At 62.7% G+C, this 12,273-nt stretch carries 11 protein-coding genes; 6 read left to right on the top strand and 5 right to left on the bottom strand.

The window, feature by feature from the left end:
- Window positions 1-3: 3 nt before the first annotated feature.
- Window positions 4-360 (bottom strand): BlaI/MecI/CopY family transcriptional regulator, encoded by a 357-nt coding sequence (locus B5G03_RS17350; protein WP_087291973.1) that lies wholly within the window; start codon window positions 358-360, stop codon window positions 4-6.
- A gap of 329 nt (window positions 361-689) precedes the next feature.
- On the opposite strand from B5G03_RS17350, the gene B5G03_RS05210 reads away from it, so the two are divergent.
- Window positions 690-974, top strand: coding sequence for a hypothetical protein (locus tag B5G03_RS05210; RefSeq protein WP_087180707.1), 285 nt, complete (start codon window positions 690-692; stop codon window positions 972-974).
- Window positions 975-1,043: 69 nt separating this feature from the next.
- On the opposite strand, the gene B5G03_RS05205 is transcribed toward B5G03_RS05210, so the two are convergent.
- The gene (locus B5G03_RS05205) at window positions 1,044-3,314 is read right to left on the bottom strand and encodes a serine/threonine-protein phosphatase (RefSeq protein WP_087180706.1); all 2,271 of its coding nucleotides are present in this window, start codon (window positions 3,312-3,314) and stop codon (window positions 1,044-1,046) included.
- Between the two features lie 178 nt (window positions 3,315-3,492).
- Entirely contained in the window at window positions 3,493-4,944 is a 1,452-nt protein-coding gene (gene gltX / locus B5G03_RS05200) for a glutamate--tRNA ligase (protein WP_087180705.1), read from the bottom strand.
- A 202-nt stretch (window positions 4,945-5,146) separates the two neighbouring features.
- Between gltX and B5G03_RS05195 the strand changes: the two genes are divergently transcribed.
- The 4 genes from B5G03_RS05195 (at window position 5,147) to B5G03_RS05180 (ending at window position 9,249) form a co-directional block, all read left to right on the top strand.
- Window positions 5,147-6,553, top strand: coding sequence for an MBOAT family O-acyltransferase (locus B5G03_RS05195; protein WP_087180704.1), 1,407 nt, complete (start codon window positions 5,147-5,149; stop codon window positions 6,551-6,553).
- Between the two features lie 15 nt (window positions 6,554-6,568).
- Window positions 6,569-7,666, top strand: coding sequence for a hypothetical protein (locus tag B5G03_RS05190; protein ID WP_087180703.1), 1,098 nt, complete (start codon window positions 6,569-6,571; stop codon window positions 7,664-7,666).
- An 86-nt stretch (window positions 7,667-7,752) separates the two neighbouring features.
- Window positions 7,753-8,760: a tryptophan--tRNA ligase gene (gene trpS, locus B5G03_RS05185; protein ID WP_087180702.1), complete on the top strand. Its 1,008-nt coding sequence runs from the start codon at window positions 7,753-7,755 to the stop codon at window positions 8,758-8,760.
- Window positions 8,761-9,006: 246 nt separating this feature from the next.
- Window positions 9,007-9,249: an AbrB/MazE/SpoVT family DNA-binding domain-containing protein gene (locus B5G03_RS05180; RefSeq protein WP_087180701.1), complete on the top strand. Its 243-nt coding sequence runs from the start codon at window positions 9,007-9,009 to the stop codon at window positions 9,247-9,249.
- A 66-nt stretch (window positions 9,250-9,315) separates the two neighbouring features.
- Here the strand turns inward: B5G03_RS05180 and B5G03_RS05175 are convergent, their stop codons facing one another.
- Window positions 9,316-10,008, bottom strand: coding sequence for a helix-turn-helix domain-containing protein (locus B5G03_RS05175; protein ID WP_087180700.1), 693 nt, complete (start codon window positions 10,006-10,008; stop codon window positions 9,316-9,318).
- A gap of 290 nt (window positions 10,009-10,298) precedes the next feature.
- On the opposite strand from B5G03_RS05175, the gene B5G03_RS05170 reads away from it, so the two are divergent.
- Window positions 10,299-10,940, top strand: coding sequence for a histidine phosphatase family protein (locus tag B5G03_RS05170; RefSeq protein ID WP_087180699.1), 642 nt, complete (start codon window positions 10,299-10,301; stop codon window positions 10,938-10,940).
- Between the two features lie 74 nt (window positions 10,941-11,014).
- On the opposite strand, the gene B5G03_RS17990 is transcribed toward B5G03_RS05170, so the two are convergent.
- Window positions 11,015-11,929 carry an AEC family transporter gene (locus B5G03_RS17990; RefSeq protein WP_087180698.1) on the bottom strand — a complete coding sequence of 305 codons (915 nt, stop codon included), beginning with the start codon at window positions 11,927-11,929 and terminating at the stop codon, window positions 11,015-11,017.
- Window positions 11,930-12,273 lie beyond the last annotated feature (344 nt).

The following is a 12,273-nucleotide window of genomic DNA, read 5'->3' as shown; positions in this document are numbered from 1 at the left end:
CGCTCACCTCGTTTCCAGCCAGTCCCGCAGTTCGTCCAGCTGGTCGCCGGAAAGGGCCTTGCCGTCGTAAAGGGCGGCCACCATACTTTTTACACTGCCGCTGTACAGCTTGGTCAGCAGCTCCTGGGCTTCAGCCGCCCGGTACTGCTCGCTGCTCACGCAGGCGGTATACACATTTTGTTTGCCCCGCTTTTCCACCTTCAACGCCCCCTTGGCCGCCATGCGGGCCAAAAAGGTCAGCAGGGTGGTGGGCTTCCAGCCCTTCTGCTGCAGCGGACCGGCCAGCTCGGCAGCCGTGACCGGCCGCCCCAGCTTCCAGATCTGCTCCATGATTTCCAGTTCCGCTTCCGACAGTCGCATGATAAGCGCGCTCCTTCCATTGTTTGACCAGCAATTCATTTCTACATCTTGTAGTCCCATCTTTATTCTAACAGATGTAGAGCAAGGCCGCAAGCCCCTTTGAACCGGCTTATCTCCCTGCTCTGTAGCCATTTTGTTACAAAACTTCCTCAGTTTTTTGTACAAATTGTTACTTTTTTGATGCTGTTTCTTCATAGAATGTTCATACATTGAGGGTATGATAGGAAAACGTTCCGAGGCAGTGGCGCAAACGTGCCCACCGGAACAATCCGGCGCCCTATGGTTTATGGGGCGATTTTCCGAATCAAAACGAAAAGGAGAATGACATCATGAAACTGTCTTCTAAGATCATCGCCGTTGCTTGCGTGGCCGCTCTGGCCCTGTCTCTGGTTGCCTGCGGTGGCAGCGAGACCACCAGCACTGCTTCCAGCGCTGCTGCTTCCACCAGCACTGCCGCTTCCTCTGAGGCTGCTTCCTCTGAGGCTGCTTCCAGCGAGGCTGCTTCTTCCGAGGCCGCTTCCTCTGAGGCTGCTTCCAGCGAGGCTGCCGCTTCCGAGGCCGCTTCTTCTGAGGCTGCTTCCAGCGAGGCTGCTTCCGCTTCTGCCGAGGCCTAATCGATCTGAAACAGCAAAACGCCCAGCCATCCGGCTGGGCGTTTTTTGTTTGTCCGGGGCGCGGGCGGTTCAGTCCACCGCCCGTTCCAGCCGCAGCACCGCCACCGAAATATCGTCCGGCCTGCGGCGGCCCTCCGCCCGTTTCTGGGCCATATCTGCCAGCAGCTCGGCGGTCTGCTGCGGGGTATGGCCGCTGGCGGCGCAGAGCTCCAGCTGCTGGCACAGCCAGCCGCTGCCGTCGGTAAGCGCGCCGTCGCTCACCAGCACCACCCAGTCCCCCTCGTTCAGGGCCACTGCATCCTGCTGGCCCACCACCTGCTCCAGAATGCCCACCGGCAGGCTGCTGCCATCCAGCGCCTGAGCCTTGCCCCCCCGCAAAAGCAGCGTGGGGCAGGCCCCTGCCTTGAACAGGCTGGCCCGGCCGGTGTAAAGGTCCACCGTGACCAGATCCATGGTGGCGGCGCTCTCCTCGTCGCTTTTTAAGGCCAGAGCCACATTCACCAGCCGGGCGGCGCTCTGGGCCCCGAAGCCCGCTTTCAAAAGCCTTGCCGCCAGGGTGGCTGCCAGCGTGCCGTCGATGGCGGCGGGGCGGCCCACGCCCATGCCGTCGCAGAGCAGCAGATGGGCATTGCCGAAGCAATCGCAGAACTGCTCCACCGCGTCGCCGCAGGCCCCCGCCTTGGCCGGACGTGCCGCCAGCCCATACCGGGGAAAATACAGCGGCTGCTCGCTGAAGGTGATGGTGGTCACCGCCCGGCAGTGGTCCACCCGGGGCAGGGTGAGCGGCCGGTGCAGAATGCGCTGGGCTTCCTCGGTGATCTCGCTCAGCTCCTGCTGGCTGAAGGGAGTACGGCTCACCGTGACTCCCGCCCGCAGGCGGCCCGCCGCGTCGAAGCCCGCCTGGCATTCCAGCGGCTCCAGTCCTATGGAGGAAAACAGCCGTCCCAGCTGCTCGGTCTTGCCCACATCCGGCACAATGCTCTGACCCAGCTGCCCGGCCATCTGGCTCAGCGCCTGGGCCATGGCGCTGTACTGCTCGGTGAGAGCCGCCCGCATGGCTCCGGCCTTGACCCGGCTCTCCCGCCTGCCCCGGTACAGCGCGTACCCCCGGCTGGAACAGCTGCACAGCTCGGTGGGATGGATGCAGCGGCAGAACTGGCCGGGTAACTGCTCCAGTGCCGCCCGGCCCTGCTGCTCCAGAATGGGCTTGAGCCGGTAGAAGCCGTCCATGGTGGTGCTGTAGTCCTGCACCCAGCAGCGCTCCCGGCTGCCGCAGGTGCGGCAGAGCTCCTCGGCCACATAGTCCACCACCCAGTTGTAGCTCTCGCCCCGCCGGGGCAGGGTCTCATACACCTGGTTCACGGTGTCGGCAATGCCGGTGAGGGCGTTGGCCACGCTCTCCAGCTGACTCACCGCTCCGGCCACCCGGGGCCGCTGTGCAGCGGCGGGATCGGTCTGTCCGGGCAGCGAGGCCAGCAGGCGGGCGGGCAGGGCAAAGAAGGCCGCTTCCCCCAGCGCGGCGCTGCCCAGAAAGCCCACTGCCAGGCTGCTTTGGGGTGCGGCCAGCACCCCCAGCAGCCCGCCCGCCAGAAACAGGGTGGCGCAGCCCAGCCGCTCCCCGGGGGTGAAGTAGGCTGCCGCCAGACAGCCCACCGCCACCGCCAGCCCGGCAAAGCAGAGATCCGGGTCCGCCGCGGCCAGCGCCCCCGCCCCGCACAAACAGAAGATGGCGCAGTCCCGCAGCCTGCCCCGGAAGGCCAGAGCCAGGCCGCCCGCCGCCAGTACCACCACGCCGGGCAGCAGCCCCATGGCGGGCAGCTGCTGCAGGCCGCAGAGCCCCGCGCAGCAGAGCAGCAGGCTCTCGGCCCCCAGGGGCCCGCCTCTCCGGGCTCTGGCGCCCGCCCGGAACAGCCCCCAGCCCCAGGCAGTGGCCAGAGCCGCGTCGCCCACCGCTGCCACCGACTGGGCCGGGCCTGCCAGCCCGCTCATCGCCAGCATGAGCTGAACGGTCAGCAGGGTTCCGCACCCCCCCGCGGCGGCGGGCCAGAACTGCTCCCGAAACATGGCCCGCCCGGCCAGGACCACCGCGGCCGCCGCCAGATAGCGCAGCCCGTCGGCCAGGGGCAGAAAGATCAGATACCCGGCCAGCACACCCGCGCCCGCCGCCCACAGCCGGGCCGTGCCCGCTCCCATGAGCAGCGCCAGACCAAAGGGGTGCAGTCCCCCGAACACACTGCCCGCGGCCAGCAGCGCGCCCAGCGCGCCGGACGCCAGCTGCTGCAGCCCCGGCCCCCAGCCGGCCAGCCGCCGCAGGGGCAAAAGCCGCAATTTTTCACCCATAACATTCCACCTCGTTTTTTCTGATTTTTGCCGCCGGGGCATAATCCGCCCCGGACCTGCATAGAATCAGTATAAAAAGGCCCTGCGGCAAAAAATGCCGCAGGGCCTTGCTTTTGCAAAAAGGGGCAGGAACAAACAAAAAGCCCGCTTTCCAAACGGAAAGCGGGCAAAATGCATTTTACAGCAGCTCCAGAGCGGCGCGGATGCGCTTGACGGTCTCCTCGCGGCCCATCATGGCGGCCAGGTCGGTGCCGCCGCCGGGGGTGCGCTGCTTGCCGGACAGGGCGATGCCCAGCGGGAACAGCAGCCAGCCGTTCTTCACGCCCATCTCCTCGGCCTTCACCTTGCAGGCCTCGAAGATAGCGTCCCGGTTCCAGTCCGCCAGGTTCTCCAGCAGGGGCAGCAGAGCCTCCAGAGCCTGCTTGGCAGTCTCGGGATTGGTCTTCTGCTTCTTGTTGGTGTACAGGTCGGTGGTGTAGGGCACCACGGCGTCGAAGAAGTCCAGCTGCTCGGGGATCTCGCCCAGCACCTCGCAGCGGGGCTGCAGGTTGGCGCAGAGCAGGTCGCGGTCGATCTCCACATGCACGGCCTGGTCGATCCAGGGATCGGCCATTGCGCGGAACTTCTCGGCGGGCAGACGGCGGATGTACTCCGCGTTGATGGCCCGCAGCTTCAGGGGATCGAAGATGGCCGGGCTCTTGCTGATGCCGGACTCATCAAAGATCTTGACCATCTCCTCCAGGGTGAAGATCTCCTCTTCGCCCTTGGGGCTCCAGCCCAGCAGCAGGATGTAGTTCAGGATGGCCTCGCTCAGGTAGCCCTTCGCCACCAGATCCTGATAGGAAGCGTCGCCGTTGCGCTTGGACAGCTTGTTCTGAGCGTCCTTCATAACAGGCGGGCAGTGGATGTAGGTGGGAACCTCCCAGCCGAAGGCCTGGTACAGCAGGTTGTACTTGGGCGCGCTGGACAGGTACTCCGAGCCGCGGATCACGTGGGTGATGCCCATCAGGTGGTCGTCCACCACGTTGGCGAAGTTGTAGGTGGGCATGCCGTCGGTCTTGATGAGGATCTGGTCCTCCAGCTCGGCGTTGTTCACCTCGATGTGGCCGTAGACCACGTCGTCAAAGCTGGTCACGCCCTCCTTGGGCATCTTCTGGCGGATGACGTAGGGCACGCCCGCGGCCAGCTTCTCGTCAATCTCAGCCTGGCTCAGGTTGCGGCAGTGGCCGTCGTAATGACCCACCACGGCGCCGCCGGCCTTCTGCTCCTCGCGCATCTTTTCCAGACGCTCGGGGGTGCAGAAGCAGTAGTAGGCCTGACCGGCCTTCACCAGCTGCTCAGCGTATTCCTTGAACATGCCCATGCGCTCGCTCTGCACATAGGGACCCACCGGGCCGCCCACGTCGGGACCTTCGTCCCACAGCAGACCGGTCTGGCGCAGGGTGTTGTAGATGATGTCCACCGCGCCGTCCACGTAGCGTTCCTGGTCGGTGTCTTCAATGCGCAGGATGAAGGTGCCATCCTTGCTTTTCGCCTTCAGGTAGGCATACAGAGCGGTGCGCAGGTTGCCCACGTGCATGTAGCCGGTGGGGCTGGGCGCAAAACGGGTGCGTACGGTATTGTTCGCCATGATCGTTTCTACTCCTTTTATCCTCACGCGCCCGGGGCGGCAAGCAGCGCTGGACGGGCGGTTTGTTTCTCTTGTTTATTGTAAGGTGCGCACATCGGCTTGTCAACCGGGCCGCAAAACTTCTTCGCTTTACAAGCCCTTGCCCCTTTTATTATAATAGGAAAAGACCTGTTGGATTTTTCCATGCAAAAGGAGCGTTTCCATGAATTTTCTTTCTTTGTCTTTTGCCGGGTTCGGCGCGCTGGTGTTCGCCGGCTGGTGGGGTCTGCCCGCCAAGGCCCGGCCCTGGCTGCTGGCGGCGGCGAACCTGGTCTTTGCCGGGCTGTTCGGGGCCAAGGCGGTGATCTGCCTGGTGCTCATCTGCCTGGCGGGCTATCTGTGCGGCCTGTGGGCCCAGAAGGGCGGCGGCCGGGCAGCCATGTGGCTGGGCGTGCTGCTGAGCCTTGCTCCGCTGGCGGCCTACAAATACCTGCCGCTGGCCTCCCCTGCCCTGTTCGAGGGGCTTGTGGCTCCGGTGGGCCTGAGCTTTTATGTGTTCAAGACCATCAGCTATCTGGCGGATGTGGCCAAGGGCCGCATCCAGGCCGAGAAGTGCCCGTTGTGCTACTTCAACTACGTGGGCTTCTTCCCCCAGCTGGCCAGCGGTCCCATCCAGCGGGCGGGCAGCCTGCTGCCGCAGCTGAAAGCCCCCGCGATGACCTTCGACCGTGCGCTGGCCTACACCGGCTGCGTGCGTTTTTGCTGGGGCATGTTCTTGAAAAAGTGCCTGGCGGACCAGCTGGCGGGCTATCAGGGCGCGCTGTACCAGCCGGACCACTACTACAGCCTGGGCATCGTCTGGTCGCTGCTGGCCTACACCCTGTATCTGTACTTTGACTTTGCCAGCTACTCCCAGATGTCCATCGGCGTGGCCAATCTGCTGGGTCTGCGGGTGGAGGAAAACTTTCTCAGCCCCTATTTCTCCCGCAGCATCGGCGAGTTCTGGCGACGCTGGCATGTGAGCCTTTCCAGCTTTTTAAGGGACTACATCTACATTCCCCTGGGCGGCAGCCGCAACGGCGTGCCGGTGCTGGTTCTGGCCACCATGGTCACCTTCGTGCTTTCCGGCGCATGGCACGGCGCCACCGCCGGGTTCCTGGTCTGGGGCGCGCTGCACGGCGTTTACCTGCTGATTGGCCGGGCCACCAAAAAGGCCCGTGCCGCCGCCTGGGGCGCCCTCGGTCAGGGCGAAAACAGCCCGCTGCGGTCGGTGGTGGGTTGTCTGTTCACCTTCGTGCTGGTGAACATCGGCTGGTTCTTCTTCATGACCGGCACCCTGCATCAGGCACAGCTGGTGGCCCAGTATCTGTTCCAGCCCTTCTCCTTCAGCCTGCAATATCTGAAGGAGAGCTTCACCCAGCTGGGCTACACCCCGGCCAGCATGCTCCAGCTGGGGCTGTTCACCCTGCTGGCCGCCGGGATCGACTGGTCTTCCCGCAAGGAGGGCTTCGGGGCCTGGGCGGCGCGTCAGAAGCCGGTGCCGCTGGTGCTGCTTTGCTATCTGTGCGTGTTTGCCAGCCTGTTCTTTGGCGCGGCGGGCACCCTGCAGAACGTCTATTTCGCATTTTAAGGAGGACAGGCCGGTATGAAACGATTTTTGGCAGTTGTGGCGCTGTTCCTCGCGCCGGTAATCCTGGTGTGCGGTGTGTTCGGGCTGGCGGTATACACCAGCGGCGAATGGCGCACCGAGGAAGAGGTGGCCCAGATGGTGCTGGACGGCGAGCCCGCCTTCCTGGGCCTTGCCTACCGGGACAACACCCGTTACTACAAGCATCTGGTGGCCAGCGGCAAGGGCGCGGACCTGCTGGTGCTGGGCACCAGCCGCAGCATGCAGTTCCACAGCGAGTTCTTCACCACCGACAGCTTTTACAATGCGGGCGGCGGCAGCGGCTACATCAACGAGTTTCAGTATTTTCTGGAGAACCTGCCCGAGGAAAGCCTGCCCGACACCCTCATCATGGTGATGGACCAGTACTTCTTCAACCAGGCCTGGGTGGGCACCGGCGGCATGCCGGAGGCCTTCGACTACGGGCACTATGAATTTTCCGCCAAGACCGCTTTGTCTGAGGCCATGCGGGGCTGGGCCGCGGGCAAATACTCCCTGCTGGATGTGTTCCCCCCCCACCCGGATGTGTACGGCATGGCGGCGGTGGGCCGGGGCAGCGGCTTCAACCCGGACGGCAGCTACTGCTACGGGCGGCTTCTGGATCACCCGGAGGAGGGCACCGACGTGGGCTTCCACGACACCTACGACCGCATTTTAAAAGGCACCAACCGCTTTGAATACGGCGAGTATGTGTATCCCACCAGCACCGAGGTGGTCCAGCGTCTGCTGGCCTGGTGCAACGACCGGGGCATTCAGGTGGTGCTCATCATCCCGCCCTACGCCCCCAGCGTTTACGAGCGGATGGCCGAGAGCGGCAACTACGGTTACTTCGACTGGATTCCCAAGATCCTCACCGAGCTGTGCGCGCCCTACGGCTACGAGGTCTACGACTTCAGCTATATGCCGGACACCAGCGACGACGAGTACATCGACGGCTACCACGGCGGCGACCGGGTCTACGCCCGGCTCACCCGGCAGCTGGCCGAGCAGAGCACCATTCTGGAGGGCCTGATCGACACCGATTATCTGGACGCCGCCCTGGCCGACAGCGGCAATCCCCTGCGGCTGGCCCAGTAAGGCTTGACAGCACACAGCCAGCGGCTATAATACAAGTATCAGTTACGGGCGTTTTGCAGCGCCCAAAAAGAAATGAGGCAGAAACAATGAGCGAAGAAATACAGCGCAAGAAGCGCATCCTGTCCGGCATCCAGCCCACCGGTACCTTTACCCTGGGCAACTATGTGGGCGCGGTGCGCAACTGGGGCGCTTTACAGGAAGAATACGACTGCCTGTACATGGTGGCGAACCTGCATGCCATCACCGTGCGGCAGGACCCGGCGGCCCTGCGCCGTCAGACCCGGGAGGCCGCGGCCATGCTGCTGGCCACCGGCATCGACCCGGAGAAGAGCGTGCTGTTCGTGCAGAGCCACGTGCGCGCCCACGCCGAGCTTTCCTGGATTCTGGCCTGCAACACCCAGTTCGGCGAGCTGGGCCGCATGACCCAGTTCAAGGACAAGAGCGCCAAGCACGCCGACAACGTGAACGCCGGCCTGTTCACCTACCCTGTTCTGATGGCGGCGGACATTCTGGTGTACAACGCGGACCTGGTGCCCGTGGGTGTGGACCAGAAGCAGCATCTGGAGCTGGCCCGCAACGTGGCCCAGCGCTTCAACAATCAGTACAGCCCCACCTTCACCCTGCCCGAGCCCTACATCGCCAAGACCGGCGCCAAGATCATGAGCCTGCAGGAGCCGGAAAAGAAGATGAGCAAGTCCGACACCAACGCCAACAGCTTCATCCTGATGACCGACGACACGGACACCATCCTGCGCAAGTTCAAGCGCGCCGTGACCGACAGCGAGGGCACCGTGCGCGCCGGTGAGGACAAGCCCGGCGTGACCAACCTGATGAGCATTTACAGCGTGCTCACCGGCAAGGACTTCGCCGCCATCGAGAAGGAGTTCGAGGGCCAGGGCTACGGTGTGTTCAAGGAGGCCGTGGCCGGCAGCGTGATCGACGCCTTCCGCCCCATCCAGGAGGAATACGCCCGCATCCTGGCCGACAAGCAGTATCTGGACGGCGTGCTCGCCGAGGGCGCCGAAAAGGCCAGCCGCATGGCCGACCGGATGGTCAGCAAGGTCTACAAAAAAGTGGGCATGCTGCAGCTGTAATCCCTGTACATTTCAAAGCAGCCCGTCCGGGCACGCCATTCGGCGGCCGGACGGGCTGCTTTTTTTGCCTAAAAATCCGGGTTTCGCCCCGGAAAAAAGCATTTTCCAATTATTTGCCATATATTGACATTTTTTCCATGGTGGTTTATAATGAAGCAAACGGGCGAGTATTCCCTGTTCGCCCGTTTCCCATGACCGACTCTTTTCCCAAGAACCCAATTCCCAAACAAAAGGAGAGATCGCATTATGAAATCCACTGGCATGGTCCGCAAGATCGACAACCTGGGCCGCATCGTGCTGCCCATCGAGCTGCGCCGGGTACTGGAGATCGACCAGGACTCCTCCCTGCAGATCTTCGTGGAAGGCGACGAGATCATTCTGAAAAAGTATCAGCCCGCCTGCGTGTTCTGCGGCGAGGCCAAGGGCGTGATGCAGTTTCACGGCCGCAACATCTGCGCCGAGTGCCGCAAAGCCATCGGCCAGCTGTAATCTTCCAAACCGAATGCACAAAAAAAGACCGGGACCCTGCGGGGCTCCGGTCTTTTGCTTTTTTGGTTATTTCTGCTTGTCGATGCGCTTCTCGCTGTTTTTGATCAGCATCATCAGGCTGCCGGAATACAGGCGGTAATCCTGCTCCAGGCTCTGGCTGGTCATGGCAAAGCAGCCGGTGTCCTTCATGGGGGCGCTGCTGCCCACCTCTTCCCCGGCCAGGATAGCGGCCACGTTGGCCTCGGCGGTATCCATGGCGGCGGAGGAATAGCCGTTCCAGCGGCCGTTGCTCACGCTGAACAGGCTGCTGGCGTTCTTGGCGTTGGAGGAATAGAGCAGGCGGAACATCTTGTACACCGCCACGCTCAGATAGCCGCTCACCTCGCTGATCAGATCGCTGTTCTGGCTGGCGCCCAGCTTGTCGTACAGGATGTTCAGGCTGTTGGAGATCAGCTTTTTGTTCATGGTGGGCAGGGTGCTGCCGCGATAGATGCTGTCCCGCGCGGCGTCCGGGCTGGGAATGTCCTCCACCCGCAGGGTCAGACCGTTCCGGTCCGGGCTGCGGCCCAGCAGGTAATCGCACGACACGTCATAGTACTCCGCCACGCGCACCACAAAGTCCAGCCCGCATTCGCGGATGCCCTTCTCGTAGTGGGACAGCAAAGCCTGGGATACACCCAGATCCGCAGCCGCCTGCTTCTGGGTGATGCCCCGCTCTTTGCGCAGCAGGGTAATGATCCGGTTAAATTCAGTCGTCATGCACTATCTACCTCTTTGTTCCGCAAGTCCGTCCTGTCTGCGCCTGGCACAGGCCACCCGCAGAGACAATTACGTATCGTAAATTATAAAACAACCAAAACGCTTTGTAAATACAATTTTCGCCAATATTCTATTTGTTTTTTCGTAGGTTTTGCCTAATATTGACTTTGACACCTAGATGTATGATAATAAACAGGAGTTCTTTTCTAAATATTGTGTTTCAAGAATTTTCCATTTAGTATTATGTTACTATTTTGTAACCATTTTCTTTGCTTTCAGGAGGGATTTTTTTGAAGACCTTTACCCTGCACCTGATCCGCCACGGGCTGACCCAGGGCAATCTGGACGGGCTTTATGTGGGCGGCGGCACCGATCTGCCCCTGTGCGATGAGGGCCGTGCCCAGCTGGAGGAGCTGTGCGGCCGGTTTGAATACCCCCAGCCTCCGCTGGTGTTCACCTCGCCCCTGCTGCGGGCCACCCAGACCGCGGACATTCTCTTCCCCACCGCCCGCAAGCTGGCCATCGACCAGCTGCGGGAAGCGGGCTTCGGCGTGTTTGAGGGCCGCAAGGTGAGCGAGCTGGTGCACGAGCCGGATTTCGCCCGCTGGATGGACCCCACCTCCGGCTTTACGCCCCAGGGCGCGGAGCCCACGGCCCAGTTCCACCGGCGCTGCGGCGAGACCCTGATGAAGCTGTTCGAGTACATGATCCGCTCCGGCACCGAGGAGGCCGCCTGCGTGACCCACGGCGGCGTGATCATGAGCATGCTGGCCCAGAAGGCTCTGCCCCAGCGCAAGCCCGAGGACTGGATGGCCGACCCGGGCGCGGGCTATACCCTGCGCACCGACACCACTCTCTGGATGCGGGACGGCATTGTGGAGGCGGTGGACATCGTTCCCTTCGGCTACCTGGACGATCAGCCGGAAGCCTGACCCATCCTCAACGGAAAAAGACAGCCCTGAGCGCGCAGCTCAGGGCTGTTTTCCTTTTGGTATGTCCGCAGAGGTCACATCACGCCCAGCACAAAGAGCGCCGTCAGCATCCCCGCCACGCCCAGCAGGATGGACAGGGAGTTGATGAAGCTGGCCAGGCCCTCATCGCCGCCGCACTTTTCGGTGAAGGCCGGGGCGATCACCGAGATGGGGGCAAATACCATGACCGCAAGCCCCTGGCGGATGCCCAGCGAGAAGGGAGCCAGCCAGAAGACCAACACCGAGAACACCAGCGCCGCCGCCAGGCGAACGCCCAGCACCCGCACCGCGCTCCACAGGTATTCCGGCCGGGCCTTGATCTGGAACATGGCGCCCACCATCAGCATGGCCAGAAAGGGATTGGCCGCGGCGATGGGGCTGATGAAGTCCAGCAGGCCCTGGGGCACCACGACCCCCAGGATCATCAGCACCAGCATGGTGATGTAGGTCACAAAGGGCACCGAGCTGAGCAGCTTTTTGCCCACGCTTTTCAGGTCCGGCTTTTCGCCGCCGCATACCACCGAGACCAGCGCATAGGTCCCGCCGGTGCACATGATGGAGTTGCCCACATCGAACAGACAGGCGCCCATCACCGCTTCCGCTCCCAGAAAGCTCTGCAAAAAGGGCAATGCGAACGCTCCGATGTTCCAGCCTGGGAAGTTGACCATGTTCAAGATCCGTTCCCCGGTGCTTTTGCCCCGGCTCATCAGCATGCCCAGCCCGATCATCAGCCAGCTGCCCGCCAGAGCCAGCACCGGGATCAGCAGCAGCTCCGGCTTCCAGGTCATATTGGCGGTGCTGCTGATCACCGCCGCGGGCAGGGTGATCTTCAGCACGATGTTGCTGATCACCCGGTGGTCCTTTTCGCCGAAGATTCCGGCTGCCCGGAACGCGACTCCCAGCAGGATCACAAACAAAAAGGACGCAGACTTTACAAAAACGGCCGTCATGGCCCATTCCCCCTCTCTTCACACGACAGTTCTATTATACCGTTCCCGAACGAAATTCGCCATGGCGAAACCGCACAAAACTGCATTTTCTGCGAGCCCGTCGGGGGCTTAACTCCAACAAAAAGGCGGCGAAAGCATTCGCTTTCGCCGCTCTTTTCTTGGTCAGGTTCCGCCGCTTTGCTGGCGGTACGGGCTTTTGCAGGCCGTCAGCCCTCGCTGGGCTGGGATTCCGGCGCGGGCTCAGAAGCCGGTGCGGGCTCGGAAGCAGGCTCGGAGGCAGGCGCAGGCTCGGAAGCGGGGACCGACTCCGGAGCGGGTTCCGGAGCGGGTTCCGGGGTGGGTTC

Origin of the sequence: Gemmiger sp. An50 (assembly GCF_002161595.1) — a bacterium.
GTDB lineage: Bacteria > Bacillota > Clostridia > Oscillospirales > Ruminococcaceae > Allofournierella.
This window is presented reverse-complemented; position numbering and strand designations above follow the sequence as displayed.